Origin of the sequence: Serratia sp. (in: enterobacteria), from assembly GCF_052400455.1 — a bacterium.
Lineage (GTDB): Bacteria > Pseudomonadota > Gammaproteobacteria > Enterobacterales > Enterobacteriaceae > Serratia > Serratia ureilytica.
Genome location: NZ_CP185812.1, coordinates 2,786,478 through 2,803,150, shown reverse-complemented (window position 1 = coordinate 2,803,150; position 16,673 = coordinate 2,786,478). Strand labels below are relative to the sequence as shown.

Here is a 16,673-nt window from a genome sequence, read left to right as displayed (position 1 = left end):
CCCGTCGATTCAACGTTTCTCGCCCTTTATGCCCAGCGATTCCGCCAGCTGCTGCGCCAGCCGGTTGTTGTCGTCTGCGCCGTATTCCCAGAACATCGCACCGCCCAATCCCTGGCTTTTGATGTAATCGGCCTTGATGGCCACCGAACGCGGGTTCTCGTACGAGATGGCGAACAGCGGCTTGCCTTCGGCGGATTGCAGCGTCAGGTATGGCACTTTGGCGTCGTCATCCCAGTGCTCGCGGAAACGCTGCTGCGGATCGTTGAGCAATTTGTTGACGATATCGCGGTATTTAAAATAAGTGTCTTTGCTGAGATCCAATCCCAGCGTGCGGAACAGGGCGATTTCTCGCGCGCTGAAGTAAGGCTGCGTCACCGGATGCTTGGCGGCGTCCGGCTTGTCCCAATCGATGCCTGCCTCGGTCGCCCGTTTCGGCACCCGGCCGTAGAAACCGATCCCGAGGTTCATCTGCGCCGGTTTCAGACCGGCAGCCAGATAATGCTTTACCACGTTATCGGCGCTGTAGCGATCGGCGGCGGCTACGGTTGGCCAACGCGTTGAATCGTACAGGTTGGCATTGAAGTACTGCGTGCCGTAAGCCATGTCGTAGGTCATCAGATTGATGTAATTGAGATAGGGCGCAATATTTTTCACATCGACCCATTCACGTGGGCTTTTGACGTTGGCGCCAACGGCGATGGTCAACAGTTTGCCTTTACCCAGCGCCTGATGAAGCTCTTTCAGCAGCAGGGTGAAGTTGTCGCGGTCTGCCGGTTGGCTTTCCACCAAACCCCAGGCGCCGTTTACCGGGTATTCCCAGTCCAGATCGATCCCATCCAGCCGGTACTGCTCGATCACCTGCAACGCGGAGCGAATGAAAATCGCCCGGTTTTCCGCGGTGGCGGCGGCGCCGGAGAAACCGCGTGCGCCCCAGCCGCCAACCGACAACAGCACTTTCAGCTCGGGGTTCTGTTTGCGCAGCACCGGCAGACGTTGCAGATCGGCCGTGACTTTCGGCGACAGGTAGATCTGGTGGCGGCGAGCGGGGTCTTTCAGCGCCGCATTGGTTTCGTCTTTCTCGTCGTTGTAGATCAGGCCAAACGAATAGTTGAGGTGGGTGATTTGCGTCACGTCCAGCTTGTCGATGTCACCACCGGGGCCGGTGGTGACGTCGCCGCCGCCGTTGAAGTAGCCGACGGAGAGATAGGCCGCCTGAGCCGCGCCGATACCGGCGATAGCCAACTGCACCGCTGCCAGCAAAGGCAGCAGTTTTCGGGTTATTTTCATGTTTGTCTCCTTGGGATCGGCAAGGCCGACCGTACCGCCAGTAGCGGTCACAATAAAGCCGGGCTCAGCGGGCCCCGGATGCGTATAACCGTTTGACGCCAAAAGCGTCGCTGCCATAACAGCAAAAGCGCCTGCCGGTCACAAGCGGCTGGAGGAGAAGAAGAACAGCATTGTGAGCGGCGTCGATATTTTCGCCGCCGCCCAGAGAGGGCGCCGATAGCGCCCGGCAGGATTTAATTGGTGAGAAATTGTGACAGGGTAACTAGCTGCGCGCCGGCGCGCGCCATCTCCTGCAGCGCCCGCTCACTGTCGTCCGGCTGCAGATTCACGCCGCGGCAGCCGTCGACGATCACCTGCGTCGGATAGCCGGCAGCCAGCGCATCCAGCACGCTGAACTTCACGCAATAGTCGGTTGCCAGGCCCATGATCGCCAGCCGCTGAATGCCCTGCGATTGCAGCCAGCCGTGCAGTTCGGTCTGCGCCCGGTGGCCGTTATCGAAGAACGCGCTATAGCTGTCGATGTCCGTATCCTGTCCTTTGCGAAAGACGGCATTGATGTGTTGCCGCTGCAGTTGAGGATGAAAATCGGCGCCGAGGCTCCCTTGCACGCAGTGCACCGGCCACCACACCTGCGGCAAACCTTCCAGTTCACCGAGGGTGCCGACTTGCGCATCGGAGTTCACCGCAAAGCTGCGGTGATTGGCGGGATGCCAGTCCTGGCTGGCCACCACCGGTTCGCCGCGCGCCAGGCAGGCGGCGATCGCCTGATTGGCGACCGGGATGACGGCGTCGCCCTCCGTGACCGCCAGCGCGCCGCCGGGGCAGAAATCATTTTGCAGATCGATCAACAACAGGGCCGTTTTCATCGCCGCTCCAAAGATCGGTAGGTTAACCGTTGATGCTCAGCTCGCCGCGCAGATCTTGCTGCATCAGGGCGCGGATTTGTTCCGGCGTCAGCGGCTGGCTCAACAGATAGTGCAGCTTGGTCAGAGCGGCTTCCACCGTCATGTCAAAACCGCTGATCACCCCGGCGTGCGCCAGCGCGTTGCCGGTGGCGTAGCCTTCCATATTGACGCGCCCGGAGATGCACTGCGTCAGGTTGACCACTACGATGCCGCGTTCGGAAGCCGCGCGCAACTCGTCGATCAGCTCGGCCTTCTGAGGCGCGTTACCGACGCCGTAGGAGCGTAAGATCAGCGCCTTGACCGGCTGCAGCAGGAAGTTGCGCACCACCGCGCCGGAAATGCCCGGATAGATGGTGACGACGCCGATCGGTTGTGGCGTGATGTCATGTACCTGCAACGCGCCGTTGCAAACCGGGCTGTCGATGCCGTGCTGGCGACGAATGTGGATGCCGGCTTCCAGCAGCGGCGGCAGATTCGGGGAGGCGAAGGCATCGAAGCCGTCGGCGTGCGCTTTGGTGGTGCGGTTGCCGCGGAACAGCTTGTTGTTGAAGAACAGGCTGACTTCGTTCACCGGATGGTTGGCCGCCAGGTACAGTGCATTCAGCAGATTGGTTTGGCCATCGGAGCGCAGCTCCGCCAGCGGAATCTGCGAGCCGGTGACGATCACCGGTTTGGCCAGGTTCTCCAGCATGAAGGAGAGCGCCGAGGCGGTGAACGCCATGGTATCGGTGCCGTGCAGGATCACGAAGCCGTCGTAGCGATCGTAGTTCTGTTTGATGTCGTCGGCGATGTGCTGCCAGTCTTCCGGCGTCATGTCCGAGGAATCGATGAGCGGCGCGTATTCATGAATGGTGAAATCCGGCATCTCCGGCCGATGGAATTCCGGCATCAGCGCCAGCTGACGCTGCAGGTGGCCGGAAACCGGAATATAGCCGTGCTCGGAACGCTGCATGCCGATGGTGCCGCCGGTGTAGGCGACGTAAATGGATTTCTTTTGCATGGTTATGATTTTAACAAAGATAAGATGGGCTGAATTATAGGGACATGGCGGCAGAAAAAAAGCCCGGCGGAGGCCGGGCTGCAGAATTATTTGTTAGCGGACTTCTCCGCAGGTCAGACAGATCGCGTAACGGTTCTGCGGATCGTTCAAGTTATTGAACAAACCCGGCTGCTCTTTCACCGCATTGGCGACCGAGGCCAGCGGGGCAGGCAGCATGGCCTGAATCGCCGCCGGCAGCATGGCGTGAATGGAAACGCCGAACTGGCTGAGCACCATATCGCTCAGGCTCGGAGTGTCGACGAACCAGTCGAGCTGCCACTGTTGCAGTTTCGCCAGCTCAGCGGCTTTCTTCACCGCATCGTCGAAATCGCCCAACTGATCGACCAGGCCGTTGGCCTTGGCGTCGCTGCCGAGCCACACGTGGCCCTGCGCGATTTGGTCAACCTGCTGCGGGGTCATCTTGCGTGATTTGGCGACCAGATCGAGGAAGTTCTTATACCCGTTTTCGATATTCAGCTGCATCATCTGCGAGAACTCCTGCGGCAACGCCTTGGTGACCGCGATATCGGCCAGCGGCGATGTCGCCACGCCGTCGGTGTGCACGCCCAGCGTATCCAGGGTTTTCTCGTAGGTATTGATGATGCCGAAAATACCGATGGAGCCGGTCAGCGTGCTCGGGCTGGCGATGATGTAGTCGGCCGGCGTCGAGACCCAGTAACCGCCCGACGCGGCCATGCCGCCCATCGACACCACCACCGGTTTGCCGGCGGCGCGCACGGCGGCCAGCTCGGAGCGGATCACTTCGGACGCGCTGACGCTGCCGCCAGGGCTGTTGACGCGGAACACCACGGCTTTGACGGCCGGATCCAGACGGGCCTGACGCAGCTCGGCGGCGGTGGTGTCGCCCCCGACGTTGCCCGGCGTCTGCGGGCCGTCCATGATGGCGCCGTTGGCGAACACCACGGCGATCTTGCCGCCCTGGTTGGCGTCCGGCTTCGGCTGATAGTCGTAGATGCTGATGGCGTTGAAATCGTTCGCCTGTTTGTCCCAGCCGAAGGTTTTGACCAGCTGATTTTCGATCGCGGTGCGCGACGCCAGCTCGTCCACCAGCTTATTGTCCAGCGCATAGCGGGCGGTGTCGCCGCCTGCCGCCTGCAGGCCGCTCAGCACGCCGGCGGCGCCGGGGAACAGCTGCTGCGGCGTCAGCTGCCGGTTGGCCGCCACGGTTTCCAGATAGTTCTGCCACAGACCGCCAATCCAGCGGCTGTCCGCTTCGCGCGCCGCCGGGGACATGTCGTCGCGGATCAGCGGTTCGACCGCCGATTTATAGGTGCCGACGCGGAAGATATTGGTGGTGACCTTGAGCATGTCCAGCAACGACTTGTAATACAGGTTGTTGGTGGCGAAACCGTGCAGATCGACCGCGCCCTGCGGCGAGAGGTAGACCTTGTTGGCGTAGCTGGCCAGGTAGTATTGCGTTTGATTGTAACTGTCGCCGATGGCGAAGATCGGTTTGCCGCTGTCGCGGAACTCGCGCAGCGCTTTGCCGATATAGCGCAGCGACGGCTGATCGGCGCCGGCGAAGTCATTCAACTGCAACACCATGCCGGTAATGTTTTTGTCGTCTTTGGCCTTGCGGATGCTGTCTACCACGTCGAACAGCGAGTTCTCCTGCAGGCGGCTGCTGGAGGCGCCCAACAGTTCACGCCCCCATTGCCGCACCCGGTTGTTTACCGAAGGCTGATCGACCACCACGCCGCTTAAATCGACCAACAGCGCGCCGCGCGCCGGGGCCGTCGAGGTGGAGGAACTTTGGAAGGACAGATAGATGCCGACCCCAACCAGGATCAGCAGGACCAGGAACAGGTTAAGGATCAGTTCCCTGATAAAATTCAGCAGACGCCATGTCCACCGGAAAATGCCGGCAATAATTTGCCACAATGTGCGCATGTGCTCTCCAACAAGAGTCGAGAATGTTCCGCTATCCTAATGAGCGGCCGGGTAAATGTCAGCTTTAAATCGTGGCACACAGACGCTATCGCCGAGGCTGTAACTCGCCGTTTAGCTATGTTAACGTGGCCGGAATGAAAATTGTTATCAGGAGTTTACGATGGATGCTCTGGATCTTTTATTGAATCGTCGCTCGGCTTCGCGCCTGGCGGAACCGGCGCCGGCGGGGGAAGTGCGCCAAAACATCATCAACGCGGGTCTGCGTGCGCCCGATCACGGCGCGCTGCAGCCGTGGCGTTTCGTGATGATCGAGAATCAGGGCCTGGAGCGTTTCAGTCAGCTGCTGCAGGCGGCGGCGAAGCAGGATCAGATGGATGAGGCGGCGATCGAAAAAGCCACCAAGGCGCCGTTCCGCGCACCGCTGATCATCACCGTCATCGCGCATTGCACTGAAGAGACCAAGGTGCCGCGCTGGGAGCAGGTAGTTTCCGCCGGTTGCGCCGTGCAGGCGATGCAGATGGCGGCGCTGGCGCAGGGCTTTAACGGCATCTGGCGCACCGGCGCCTGGACCGAGCATGCGCTGGTGCGCGAAGCCTTCGGCTGCCGCGAGCAGGACGAGATCGTCGGTTTCCTCTATCTGGGCACGCCGCAGCTGAAGGCCGCCACTAAAGTGACGCCGCCGGACAGCACGCCTTTCGTCAGCTATTTCTAAGTATTATCCGACGGGGCGCGGCGAAAATGCGCCAAACCCCGCAAAATTGCATGGTTTCTGAGCAGGCCGTTCGCTTATCGGCGGCCCGCTCTTATCAATCCCCTCGGCAAGCGCTACCCTATGTTATCTTGAGTGCCGTTATCGAAGGGAGTGGACTATGACATCGCCAGCGATCCGTTTAACCCAGTACAGCCATGGCGCTGGCTGCGGCTGCAAAATCTCACCGAAAGTTCTCGAAACCATCCTGCACAGCGAGCGGGAGAAATTTGTCGATCCGCGTCTGTTGGTCGGCAATGAAACCCGCGACGACGCGGCGGTATATGACATCGGCAACGGCGTCGGCATTATCAGCACCACCGACTTCTTCATGCCGATCGTCGACGATCCGTTCGATTTCGGCCGCATCGCCGCCGCCAACGCCATCAGCGATGTGTACGCCATGGGCGGCAAACCGATCATGGCGATCGCCATTCTCGGCTGGCCGATCGCCAAACTGCCGCCGGAGGTGGCGCAGCAGGTGATCGACGGTGGGCGTTTCGCCTGCCAGCAGGCGGGGATCGCGCTGGCCGGCGGCCACTCCATCGATGCGCCTGAACCTATCTTCGGCCTGGCGGTCACCGGCGTGGTCAATACCGAGCGGGTGAAGAAGAACAGCGCCGCGCAGGCCGGGGCTAAACTCTATCTGACCAAGCCGCTGGGCATCGGTGTGCTGACGACCGCCGAGAAGCAAAGCAAGCTGCGCCCCGAACATCAGGGGCTGGCGACGGACGTGATGTGCCGCCTTAACAAGCCGGGCGCCGACTTTGCCGAGGTGGCGGGCGTCACGGCGATGACCGACATCACCGGTTTTGGCCTGCTGGGCCACCTGAGCGAGGTATGTCAGGGCTCCGGCCTGCAGGCGACGGTCTGGTTCGATCGGGTGCCGAAGCTGCCGGACGTCGAGGCGTATATTGCCGAGGGCTGCGTGCCGGGCGGTACCGGGCGCAACTTCGACAGCTATGGCCATCTGGTGGGCGAGATGAGCGATCTGCAGCGCCAGTTGCTGTGCGATCCTCAGACCTCCGGCGGTTTGCTGTTGGCGGTATTGCCGGAGGCGGAAGCGCAGGTGCTGGCGATTGCCGAACAGCATGGCATTACGCTCAACGCCATCGGCGAGCTGCATGTGGCATCGGCCGATAAGCCGCTGATCGAGGTCGTGTAGTGTCCAACATGCAAGGAAGGCCGGACAGCGACGATTACCAACGCATTTTCCTGCAGGACGTGCCGCTGATTGACGTGCGCGCGCCGATCGAGTTTCAGCAGGGCGCCTTCGCTCAGGCGCTGAACCTGCCGCTGATGATCGACAGCGAGCGGCAGGCGGTGGGCACCTGCTATAAACAGCACGGGCAGCAAGCGGCGATAGCGCTCGGCCACAGTCTGGTGAACGGCAAACTGCGCGAACAGCGCACCGCCGCCTGGCTGGCGGCCTGTGCGCAGCGGCCCGAAGGCTATCTCTATTGCTTCCGCGGCGGTCTACGCTCGCAGCTGGTGCAGCAATGGCTGCATGAGGCCGGCGTCGAGTACCCGCGGATCATTGGCGGTTACAAGGCGCTGCGCAATTATTTGCTCGGCGTGCTGGCGCAAAGCGCAGCATTGCCGATGGCCCTGGTGGGCGGCAATACCGGCAGCGGCAAGACGTTGCTGGTCAACGAACTGGCCGACGGCGTCGATCTGGAAGGTGCGGCGCGCCATCGCGGTTCATCTTTTGGTCGAACGCTGGCGGGCCAGAGCTCGCAGATCGATTTTGAGAATCGTCTGGCTGTGTTATTGCTGAAAAAACAGCATGGTGGCAGCCGCCGTTGGGTGCTGGAAGACGAAGGGCGGATCATCGGCAGCAACAATTTGCCGCTGCCGTTGTTCAATGGGATGCAGCAGGCGCCGGTGGCGGTGATCGACGATCCGTTCGACATTCGCCTGGCGCGTTTGCAGGCGGAATATATCGACGGCATGCGCGAACAGTTCGAACAGGCCTATGGCATGGAAGAGGGCTGGCGACAGTACGACGACTATCTGCACCACGGCCTGTTTGCCATACGCCGCCGCCTGGGGCTGGAACGCTTCCAGCAGCTGACGCAACGACTGGAAGCGGCGCTGCGGACACAGCGGCTCAGCGGCCAGGGCGAGGCGCACCGCGAGTGGCTGGCGCCCCTGTTGCAGCAGTACTACGATCCGATGTATTGCTATCAGTTGGAAAAGAAAGCCCAGCGGATTGTCTTCCGTGGGAACTATGCAGAAGTAAGAGAATTCTTGATGACGTTCAGCCAGAAAAACGGTGAATAATGCGACTGTTCATAGCCGAGAAACCGAGTTTGGCGCGCGCCATTGCCGACGTATTGCCCAAGCCGCATCGCCGCGGCGACGGGTATATCGCCTGTGGCAACAACGATGTGGTGACCTGGTGCGTCGGCCACCTGTTGGAGCAGGCTCAGCCTGACGCTTATGACAGCCGCTATGCGCGCTGGTCGTTGGCGGATCTGCCGATCATTCCTGAAAAATGGCGGTTGCAGCCGCGGCCGTCGGTCAGTAAACAGCTCAACGCCATTAAAAAGTTGCTGCTTGAAGCCGATGAAGTGGTTCACGCCGGCGACCCGGATCGCGAAGGGCAACTGCTGGTGGATGAGGTGCTGGACTACCTGGATCTGACGCCGGAAAAACGCCAGAACGTGCGCCGCTGTCTGATCAACGATCTCAACCCGCAGGCGGTGGAACGCGCGGTTGAACGCCTGCGCGACAACCGTGACTTCATCCCGCTGTGCGTGTCCGCCCTTGCGCGCTCACGCGCCGACTGGCTGTACGGCATCAATATGACCCGCGCTTATACGCTGCTGGGCCGCAACGCCGGTTATGACGGCGTGTTGTCGGTGGGCAGGGTGCAGACGCCGGTGCTGGGGTTGGTGGTGCGGCGCGATGAAGAGATCGAAAACTTCGTGCCGAAAGACTTCTTTGAGGTCAAGGCGCACATCGTTACGCCGAAAGAAGAGCGTTTCGTGGCGCTGTGGCAGCCCAGCGAGTCGTGCGAGCCTTATCAGGACGAAGAGGGGCGCTTGCTGCACCGGCCGTTGGCGGAGCACGTGGTCAAGCGCATCGAGGGCCAGCCGGCGCTGGTCACGTCCTATAACGATAAACGGGAATCAGATACCGCGCCGCTGCCGTTTTCGCTCTCCACGCTGCAAATCGAAGCGGCCCGGCGTTATAACCTCAGCGCCCAACAGGTGCTGGACGTTTGCCAGCGGTTGTACGAAACCCATAAATTAATCACCTATCCGCGTTCCGACTGCCGCTACCTGCCGGAAGAGCATTTCGCCGGCCGTCACGCGGTGCTGAACGCCATCAGCGTGCACCAGCCTGAGCTGTATCCGCAGCCGGTGATCGACAGCGATCGCCGCAACCGCTGCTGGGACGATAAAAAAGTCGATGCGCACCACGCTATCATTCCCACCGCCCGTGCCGGCAAGATTAATCTGACGCAGGATGAACGGAACGTGTATGGGCTGGTGGCGCGCCAGTATCTGATGCAGTTTTGTCCGGATGCGGTATTCCGCAAATGCGTGATTGAGCTGGATATCGCCGGCGGCAAATTTATCGCCAAGGCGCGTTTCCTGGCGGAAGCCGGTTGGCGTACGCTGCTGGGCAGCAAGGAACGCGACGAAGAAAACGAAGGCGCACCGCTGCCGGTGGTGGCTAAAGATGATGAGCTGCTGTGTGAGCTCGGTGAGGTGGTGGAGCGCCAGACGCAGCCCCCGCGGCCGTTTACCGACGCCAGTCTGTTGTCGGCCATGACCGGTATCGCGCGCTTCGTACAAGATAAAGCGCTAAAGAAAATCCTGCGGGCGACCGATGGTTTAGGTACGGAAGCGACGCGAGCGGGGATCATCGAATTGCTGTTCAAACGGGCGTTTCTGTACAAGAAGGGACGCTATATTCACTCCAGCGAAACCGGGCGCGCGTTGATTCACTCGCTGCCGGATCTTGCTGCGCGTCCTGATATGACGGCCAACTGGGAGGCAACGCTGACGCAAATCAGCGAGAAATCCTGCCGTTATCAGGACTTTATGCAGCCGTTGGTCGGCACGCTGCAAGAGCTGATTTATCAGGCTAAGCAGAGCCGGGCGAGCATGGCGTTTCGTGGGTTGCCGCCGCCGCCTTCCAGCGGAGGCAAAAAACGCAGGAAAAGCGCCGGCAAGGCGCAGGAGAAGAGTGAATGAAGCACGGACTCAATGGGGTGCTGGCTGCCGCTGCCCTGGCGTACTGCGGCCTGGCGGCCGCCAACCGGGGCGATGTGGACGTGGTGTTGCCGGTTTCGCCGGAGATTTGGGGGACGGCGAAAAACGGCGCCAATTCGCCACCGGCGCAACCCTGCAACCGCTGTTGCGTCTACCAGAATCAAAACTATTCCGAAGGCGCGGTGCTCAAAGTCGAAGGCGAAGTGCTGCAGTGTGTGCGTGAGCCTAACACTATCGGCACCAACCCCTTGATTTGGGTGCGATTGAAGAAGTGACCATGTAACCTATCGCCGCGCTCAGCGCGCATCGCCTTGCGCGGCGATATAGTCCGCCAGCAGTGGAACGTCGGCCGGGGCCAGGGTATATTCCTGCGCCTGTTGCGGCGTGACCCACACCAGCGCTGAGTGACAATGCAGCTGCAATTCACCGGAGAACTCCGCGACTCGCCAGGCGTGTAGCCGGATGAGGCGTTCGCCTTGCTGCCACTGATTGCTGCCCACATAGTTGCCGATACGGGCGCAAATCCCCAATTCTTCATCCAGTTCGCGCGCCAGCGCCTGCGGTTGGCTTTCACCCGGCTCAACTTTGCCGCCGGGAAACTCCCACAGACCGGCCTGATCGCTGTCTGCGCCGCGCTGGGCCAGCAAAATGCGGCCATTTTTTTCCAGAATGGCGGCTACCACGTCGATAATTTTCATTGGCTTCACAGAGTAAAACCCCGGCGGACGCCGGGGTGATGGGGTTACAGCGTAAATTCCGCCCAGACCGGCGCATGGTCGGAAGGTTTCTCCATGCCGCGGGTTTGGTAATCGATGCCGGTGGCGATGCAGCGCGAAGCCAGCGGGGTGCTGGCCAGCAGCAGATCGATACGCAGGCCGCGGTTGTCGTCGAACCCTTTGGAGCGGTAGTCGAACCATGAGAACTCGTCGTTGCGCCCCGGGTTGGCGTGGCGGTAGGTATCGACCAGGCCCCAGTTCAGCAGGCGATCCATCCATTCGCGCTCTTCCGGCAGGAAGGAGCATTTACCGGTGCGCAGCCAGCGTTTGCGGTTGTCTTCGCCGATGCCGATATCGTAATCGCTGGGGCTGATATTCATGTCGCCCATGATCAGCACCGGGGATTCCGCCGACAGCTGCTGCTCCAGGTAGTTTTGCAGATCCTGATAAAAGCGTGTTTTAGCCGGGAATTTGATCGGGTGGTCGCGGCTTTCACCTTGCGGGAAGTAGCCGTTGATCACCGTCAGCGTGCCCTGCGGCGTAGCCAGATCGGCCATGATGATGCGACGCTGCGCGTCTTCTTCATCGGTCGGGAAGCCGCGGCGCACGGCCAGGGGTTCCGCTTTGGTCAGCAGCGCCACGCCATAATGGCCTTTTTGCCCGTGATAGAACACGTGATAGCCGTGTTGGCTGACTTCTTCCAATGGGAACATGTCATCGTGAACTTTGGTTTCCTGCAGACCGATCACGTCGGGCTGGTGCTGTTCGATAATTGCCGCCAGCTGATGCGGACGCGCGCGCAGTCCATTGATATTAAAAGAGACAAACTTCATGAGCGGTGCCGTTTTCACGAGAAAAATGTGCTGTGATAGTAGCAGAGTTTGGCGGGAAATGTAACGCAGACAGCGGCGAGCCCGCTGACTGCGCAGCCGGCTTTATTTCGCCCAGCGGTCGTAATTTTTGGGTTGATAGTCGTCAAACTGTTGCAGCAGCGTTTGCGCCGATTCGCTGATGTGCAGCGTACCGAGATAGTCGTGGCGCATGAAGCCCTGATCGGCGACGTGTTCGAGGAACTGGCTCAGTGGGCGGTAGAAACCGTTGACGTTCAGCAGGCCGACCGGTTTGTTGTGATACCCGATTTGCCCCCAGGTCCAGATTTCAAACAGCTCTTCCAGCGTGCCGATGCCGCCGGGCAGGGCGATAAAACTGTCCGCCAGCGCCGCCATACGGGCTTTGCGCGTATGCATGTCTGGCACCACTTCCAATTCAGTCAGGCCGCGATGCGCCGTTTCCGCTTCAACCAGGCGCTCGGGGATAATGCCGACAGCTTCACCGCCCGCCGCCAACACCGCGTCCGCCACAATCCCCATCAGTCCTTTTTTGCCGCCGCCGTAGATTAAACGGCGTCCCTGTGCGGCCAGCAATTGCCCCAGTTGGCGAGCCTGCTCGGCATAAGCGGGATTGACACCTTCGCTGGCGCCACAAAAAACGCAAATATTGTTTCGCATCCACCTGTTCCTTACTGCACTAAAGAAGCCAGTGGTATAGCGAATTGTCGGCCGGAGTTCAAGTTACGGGCGGAGGAGAGAAATAAAACGTCTGGATGAAAGCGGTTAATAAGGGGAGATAACTTGATTTATTGATACGAGAACATTGGATGCAACGTGTTGGATGCGGTGTGCTTTAAGTGGGTTTTGGGATTTTCTGGAAGAGATGGTGGTGGGAGAAGGATTCGAACCTACGAAGTCTCAGACGGCAGATTTACAGTCTGCTCCCTTTGGCCGCTCGGGAACCCCACCATGGTATTCATGGATTTACAAATTGTTGTTCTGGTTTTATCCAGAAGAAACCTGGCCGGTTTCTTTTTTGCGTCTTCGCTCCTGGCGGAGAGAAGATGGTGGTGGGGGAAGGATTCGAACCTTCGAAGTCAGTGACGGCAGATTTACAGTCTGCTCCCTTTGGCCGCTCGGGAACCCCACCATATACATGGCTATTTAACTGGCCTTGCTTGCGAGAGCGCTGTCTCGGTAAGCGGGGCGCATCATATCAAATGAAGCGGATGTGTAAAGCATTGAAATGCAGAAAATGAATCGTTTGCCGTTTTTTTATTCTTGGCGGTGCATCCCTGAACGAAATGCACCGATTTATTGAGCGATTACAGAATAACGGTGCGATTGCCGTAGACGAAGACGCGCTGCGCCAACACCTGATACAGGGCTCGGCTGAGCACGTTTTTCTCTACGTCGCGGCCGGCGCGCATCATATCCTCGGCGGAATAGGTGTGATCGACGTGGATCACGTCCTGCATGATGATCGGGCCTTCGTCGAGATTGTCGTTAACGTAGTGAGCCGTGGCGCCGATGATTTTCACTCCGCGTTCGTAGGCCTGGTGATAAGGCCGCGCGCCGATAAACGCCGGCAGGAACGAATGGTGAATGTTGATCACCTGATTCGGATAATGTTGCACGAAGGCCGGCGTCAGCACGCGCATATATTTGGCCAACACCACGTAATCCGGCTGATATTGATCGATCTTGGCCGTCATTTCGCGGTCGTGCTGTTCGCGCGTCAATCCTTCGTGGCTCACCAGATGGAAAGGAATATCGAAACGCTCCACCAGCGTTTGCAGCGTGTCGTGGTTGCCGATTACGGCGGCGATCTCAACGTCGAGGCCGCCATAGGCGCTTTTCATCAACAGATCGCCCAGGCAGTGCGCCTCTTTGGTGACCAGCACCACGATGCGCCGACGTCCGGTGCTGTGCAACTCACGCAGCGAACCTTCCGGCAGGGCGCTGTCCAGATCGGCCAGCAGCGTGTTGTCGTTGAAAATGCCTTCCAGCTCGGTGCGCATGAAGAAACGCCCGGTGCGGTGATCGACGAACTCATTATTCTGGACGATATTGAGCTCGTGCTTGTAACAGATGTTGGTGATCTTGGCGATCAGCCCTTTGGCGTCCGGGCAGATGGTGCGTAACACTTTTCGTTGTACATTTTGGTGTGGCATGGGTTTGAGGATCCTGTCTGATACTGAACGGCCTGTCTGCGCAGGCGTTAACGTGAAGCGCCGGCCAGCTAGCGCCCGCAGCACTTCTTATATTTTTTCCCTGAGCCGCAGGGACATATCGCATTTCGGCCGGGCTGGGGTTTGCTGCCGTCGATATAATACCAACGTTGATCGCGACGAAGGAAGCGTGAGCGCTCATGCATCGCCTGGGGCTCGCCGCTTTCGCCATCGGTGAAGCGGGCGATGAATTCGACGAAGCCTTCGTCCGGCTCATGGCCGGTTTGCTCCTCGACGATCGTCAAGCCCAGCCATTCGGTGTTTTTGAAGCTGTCGACGATCGCATTGCGCCATGCTTCAGCGCCGCAGTCGGGGTGCCAGGTGGCGATCAGATAGTCGACGTTATGATTCACGTAGGCGGTGAAGCGTGAACGCATCAGTTGGCCGGGCGTCGGCGCCGGCTGACTGCCGCTGATAAAAGGGGCGCAGCACGCGTTATACGCCAGTCCGCTGCCGCATGGGCATGATTCGGGCAAAATAACTCCTGAGAAAACGAGGCTGAAAATGAATTTAGCGCATATGTTACCTAACATTATTCATCAGTGACAATCTACCCTGAAAGCAGAGAACACCTTTTACCGAGAGGATGGCGCTATGCGGCAAATCAAGATCGGACTGGCGCTGGGGGCGGGCTCGGCTAAAGGCTGGGCGCACATCGGTGTGATCAATGCGTTAAAGAAACTGGGGATTGAGGTCGATATCGTTGCTGGCTGCTCTGTCGGTGCGTTGGTGGGGGCGGCATTCGCCAGTCACCGTTTGCCGGTAATGGAGCAGTGGGTGCGGTCGTTCAGCTATTGGGACGTCATTCGTCTGATGGATTTTTCCTGGCAGCGCGGCGGTTTGTTGCGCGGCGATCGGGTGTTCACTGCCGTCGGGCAACTGTTGAAGATCAATGATATTGCCGAATGTGCGCTGAAGTTCGGCGCCGTGACGACCAATCTCAGCACCGGCCGCGAACTGTGGCTGACCGAAGGCGATATTCATCAGGCGGTGCGCGCTTCTTGCAGTATGCCAGGCCTATTGGCGCCAGTGTGGGCCGACGGCTATTGGCTGGTGGACGGCGCGGTGGTCAATCCGGTACCGGTGTCGCTCTGCCGGGCGCTGGGCGCCGATATTGTCATTGCGGTCGATCTGCAGCATGACGCGCATTTGATGCAGCAGGATCTGTTCTCGATACGCGGCGAGGACGAAAGCCCGGACGATACGCCTGCGGAGACCTGGCGCGGGCGCCTGCGGGAGCGCGTCGGCAGAATGCGCAAGCGCAAACCGACGACGGCGCCGACGGCGATGGAGATTATGAGCACGTCGATTCAAATGCTGGAAAATCGCCTGAAGCGCAACCGGATGGCGAGCGATCCGCCGGACGTTTTGATCCAGCCTTTTTGCCCTCAGATCTCAACGCTGGATTTCCACCGCGCCGATGAAGCGATCGAGGCGGGGTTGCTGGCGGTTGAAAAACAACTGGATCGGTTGTTGCCGTTGATAAAAAATAGATAATTCTCGGTTCTTGGTTGGCAATGCGCGGTTGGTCTGTTTCAGACGAGCATAAGTGACCTTTTTGAGCCACTATTACACTATGGAAAGGGACGAGGCTCGGCTGATGGCATTACCACTCACTCACAAGCGTATCTTGATCGTTGAGGACGAACAGGTTTTTCGTTCCGTGCTGGTCGGTTATCTGACCTCGCTGGGCGCTGAAACCGGCGAGGCGACCAACGGTTTACAGGCGCTGAGTGCCGTCGATGACTTCAAGCCGGATCTGATTCTGTGCGATCTCGCGATGCCGGAAATGGGCGGCATCGAATTCGTTGAACACCTGCGTCTGCAGGGGCTGCAGATCCCGGTGCTGGTGATCTCCGCTACCGACAAGATGGCGGACATCGCCAAGGTGCTGCGTTTGGGCGTACAAGATGTGCTGCTGAAGCCGCTGACCGATCTCAATCGCCTGCGTGAGGCGGTGCTGGCGTGTTTATACCCCAATATGTTCACCTCCCAGGCGATTGAAGAGGTTGAGCTGTTTCAGGATTGGGACGCGCTGAGCAAGAATCCTTCCGAAGCCGTCAAACTGCTTAAGCAATTGCAGCCGCCGGTGCAGCAAACCATTGCGCATTGCCGGATCAACTATCGCCAGTTAACCACGGGCGAAAATCCCGGGCTGGTGCTGGATATCGCGGCATTGTCAGAAAAAGACCTGGCGTTCTATTGCCTGGACGTCACGCGCGCCGGTGATAATGGCGTATTGGCGGCGCTGCTGTTGCGCGCATTATTTAATGGGTTGCTGCAAGACCATCTGGCTAATCAACAACATCGCCTGCCGCAAATGTCGGCATTGTTAAAGCAGGTTAATCAATTATTGCGGCAGGGGAAATTAGACGGCCAATTCCCGCTGTTGCTGGGATATTATCACGCCGAAAATAAAAACCTGATTCTGGTTTCCGCCGGGCTGCATGCCAACGTCAATACCGGCGACAATCAAATTCAGCTGAGCAACGGCGTGCCGCTGGGCACGCTGGGCGCCACCTACATGAACCAGATCAGTCAACGCTGTACGGCCTGGCAATGTCAGGTATGGGGCAGCGGCGGCCGATTGCGGCTGATGCTCAGCGCCGAATAATGGACGTTGATCGGCGATATCTTAAGCTATTCACTTATCGGTAATTAAACCGTTTATTTTTTCTCCCGATTATCAGAACGGGTAATAGTCCTAAATGTTTTCTATTTGTGTTCTGGTTAATGCCAGGCGCGCATAAGCTGGTATACTCCGAAGGTTTTTTTATATC

Annotated in this window: 16 protein-coding genes and 2 tRNA genes; 7 read left to right on the top strand and 11 right to left on the bottom strand. The window is 59.2% G+C overall.

The genetic code is table 11. The features are described 5' to 3' along the window. Window positions 1-9: 9 nt before the first annotated feature. From ACORQT_RS13535 to sppA, 4 genes are all read right to left on the bottom strand, one after another. Window positions 10-1,287 (bottom strand): glycoside hydrolase family 18 protein, encoded by a 1,278-nt coding sequence (locus ACORQT_RS13535; RefSeq protein ID WP_164057233.1) that lies wholly within the window; start codon window positions 1,285-1,287, stop codon window positions 10-12. A gap of 233 nt (window positions 1,288-1,520) precedes the next feature. Further along, complete coding sequence (pncA, locus tag ACORQT_RS13530) at window positions 1,521-2,153, bottom strand: bifunctional nicotinamidase/pyrazinamidase (protein ID WP_147838022.1); 633 nt, start codon at window positions 2,151-2,153, stop codon at window positions 1,521-1,523. Window positions 2,154-2,175: 22 nt separating this feature from the next. Further along, entirely contained in the window at window positions 2,176-3,192 is a 1,017-nt protein-coding gene (gene ansA, locus ACORQT_RS13525) for an asparaginase (protein WP_033643312.1), read from the bottom strand. A 93-nt stretch (window positions 3,193-3,285) separates the two neighbouring features. Then, on the bottom strand, window positions 3,286-5,142 hold the full coding sequence (sppA, locus tag ACORQT_RS13520; protein WP_033643311.1) for a signal peptide peptidase SppA: 1,857 nt from the start codon (window positions 5,140-5,142) through the stop codon (window positions 3,286-3,288). Between the two features lie 160 nt (window positions 5,143-5,302). Here sppA and ACORQT_RS13515 point away from each other — a divergent pair, with 160 nt between their 5' ends. The 5 genes from ACORQT_RS13515 to ACORQT_RS13495 all read left to right on the top strand — a co-directional run bounded on the left by ACORQT_RS13515 (window position 5,303) and on the right by ACORQT_RS13495 (window position 10,391). Continuing rightward, window positions 5,303-5,854 (top strand): NAD(P)H nitroreductase, encoded by a 552-nt coding sequence (locus tag ACORQT_RS13515; protein WP_099785853.1) that lies wholly within the window; start codon window positions 5,303-5,305, stop codon window positions 5,852-5,854. Window positions 5,855-6,011: 157 nt separating this feature from the next. After that, entirely contained in the window at window positions 6,012-7,055 is a 1,044-nt protein-coding gene (gene selD / locus ACORQT_RS13510) for a selenide, water dikinase SelD (RefSeq protein ID WP_072627528.1), read from the top strand. Window positions 7,056-7,063: 8 nt separating this feature from the next. After that, window positions 7,064-8,173, top strand: coding sequence for a tRNA 2-selenouridine(34) synthase MnmH (gene mnmH / locus ACORQT_RS13505; protein ID WP_164057232.1), 1,110 nt, complete (start codon window positions 7,064-7,066; stop codon window positions 8,171-8,173). After that, window positions 8,173-10,098, top strand: a complete 1,926-nt coding sequence (locus tag ACORQT_RS13500; RefSeq protein ID WP_164057231.1) for a DNA topoisomerase III — start codon at window positions 8,173-8,175, stop codon at window positions 10,096-10,098. Before mnmH ends, ACORQT_RS13500 begins: the two co-directional genes overlap by 1 nt. Beyond that, window positions 10,095-10,391 (top strand): YnjH family protein, encoded by a 297-nt coding sequence (locus ACORQT_RS13495; RefSeq protein ID WP_033643308.1) that lies wholly within the window; start codon window positions 10,095-10,097, stop codon window positions 10,389-10,391. Before ACORQT_RS13500 ends, ACORQT_RS13495 begins: the two co-directional genes overlap by 4 nt. 21 nt (window positions 10,392-10,412) lie before the next feature. On the opposite strand, the gene ACORQT_RS13490 is transcribed toward ACORQT_RS13495, so the two are convergent. From ACORQT_RS13490 to ACORQT_RS13460, 7 genes are all read right to left on the bottom strand, one after another. Then, window positions 10,413-10,814 (bottom strand): pyrimidine (deoxy)nucleoside triphosphate diphosphatase, encoded by a 402-nt coding sequence (locus ACORQT_RS13490; RefSeq protein WP_033650971.1) that lies wholly within the window; start codon window positions 10,812-10,814, stop codon window positions 10,413-10,415. Between the two features lie 44 nt (window positions 10,815-10,858). Beyond that, window positions 10,859-11,665 (bottom strand): exodeoxyribonuclease III, encoded by an 807-nt coding sequence (gene xthA, locus ACORQT_RS13485; protein WP_004932192.1) that lies wholly within the window; start codon window positions 11,663-11,665, stop codon window positions 10,859-10,861. A 102-nt stretch (window positions 11,666-11,767) separates the two neighbouring features. Beyond that, window positions 11,768-12,340 carry an LOG family protein gene (locus ACORQT_RS13480; protein ID WP_004932190.1) on the bottom strand — a complete coding sequence of 191 codons (573 nt, stop codon included), beginning with the start codon at window positions 12,338-12,340 and terminating at the stop codon, window positions 11,768-11,770. A 206-nt stretch (window positions 12,341-12,546) separates the two neighbouring features. Then, window positions 12,547-12,631: transfer RNA gene (locus tag ACORQT_RS13475), tRNA-Tyr, on the bottom strand. 96 nt (window positions 12,632-12,727) lie between these two features. Further along, window positions 12,728-12,812: transfer RNA gene (locus ACORQT_RS13470), tRNA-Tyr, on the bottom strand. A 175-nt stretch (window positions 12,813-12,987) separates the two neighbouring features. Next, a complete protein-coding gene (purU, locus tag ACORQT_RS13465) occupies window positions 12,988-13,836 on the bottom strand; it encodes a formyltetrahydrofolate deformylase (RefSeq protein ID WP_004932187.1) in 849 nt (282 codons plus the stop codon). A 68-nt stretch (window positions 13,837-13,904) separates the two neighbouring features. Continuing rightward, window positions 13,905-14,369 (bottom strand): YchJ family protein, encoded by a 465-nt coding sequence (locus ACORQT_RS13460; RefSeq protein ID WP_033643306.1) that lies wholly within the window; start codon window positions 14,367-14,369, stop codon window positions 13,905-13,907. 118 nt (window positions 14,370-14,487) lie between these two features. Between ACORQT_RS13460 and rssA the strand changes: the two genes are divergently transcribed. Continuing rightward, window positions 14,488-15,390, top strand: a complete 903-nt coding sequence (rssA, locus tag ACORQT_RS13455; protein WP_042784708.1) for a patatin-like phospholipase RssA — start codon at window positions 14,488-14,490, stop codon at window positions 15,388-15,390. 103 nt (window positions 15,391-15,493) lie between these two features. Continuing rightward, entirely contained in the window at window positions 15,494-16,507 is a 1,014-nt protein-coding gene (gene rssB, locus ACORQT_RS13450) for a two-component system response regulator RssB (RefSeq protein ID WP_004932178.1), read from the top strand. Window positions 16,508-16,673: the final 166 nt, after the last annotated feature.

Coding starts and splice junctions, on each gene's coding strand:
- ACORQT_RS13535 (WP_164057233.1), bottom strand. CDS start 1,287: ATGAAAATAACCCGAAAACTGCTGCCTTTGCTGGCAGCGGTGCAGTTG.
- pncA (WP_147838022.1), bottom strand. CDS start 2,153: ATGAAAACGGCCCTGTTGTTGATCGATCTGCAAAATGATTTCTGCCCC.
- ansA (WP_033643312.1), bottom strand. CDS start 3,192: ATGCAAAAGAAATCCATTTACGTCGCCTACACCGGCGGCACCATCGGC.
- sppA (WP_033643311.1), bottom strand. CDS start 5,142: ATGCGCACATTGTGGCAAATTATTGCCGGCATTTTCCGGTGGACATGG.
- ACORQT_RS13515 (WP_099785853.1), top strand. CDS start 5,303: ATGGATGCTCTGGATCTTTTATTGAATCGTCGCTCGGCTTCGCGCCTG.
- selD (WP_072627528.1), top strand. CDS start 6,012: ATGACATCGCCAGCGATCCGTTTAACCCAGTACAGCCATGGCGCTGGC.
- mnmH (WP_164057232.1), top strand. CDS start 7,064: ATGCAAGGAAGGCCGGACAGCGACGATTACCAACGCATTTTCCTGCAG.
- ACORQT_RS13500 (WP_164057231.1), top strand. CDS start 8,173: ATGCGACTGTTCATAGCCGAGAAACCGAGTTTGGCGCGCGCCATTGCC.
- ACORQT_RS13495 (WP_033643308.1), top strand. CDS start 10,095: ATGAAGCACGGACTCAATGGGGTGCTGGCTGCCGCTGCCCTGGCGTAC.
- ACORQT_RS13490 (WP_033650971.1), bottom strand. CDS start 10,814: ATGAAAATTATCGACGTGGTAGCCGCCATTCTGGAAAAAAATGGCCGC.
- xthA (WP_004932192.1), bottom strand. CDS start 11,665: ATGAAGTTTGTCTCTTTTAATATCAATGGACTGCGCGCGCGTCCGCAT.
- ACORQT_RS13480 (WP_004932190.1), bottom strand. CDS start 12,340: ATGCGAAACAATATTTGCGTTTTTTGTGGCGCCAGCGAAGGTGTCAAT.
- purU (WP_004932187.1), bottom strand. CDS start 13,836: ATGCCACACCAAAATGTACAACGAAAAGTGTTACGCACCATCTGCCCG.
- rssA (WP_042784708.1), top strand. CDS start 14,488: ATGCGGCAAATCAAGATCGGACTGGCGCTGGGGGCGGGCTCGGCTAAA.
- rssB (WP_004932178.1), top strand. CDS start 15,494: ATGGCATTACCACTCACTCACAAGCGTATCTTGATCGTTGAGGACGAA.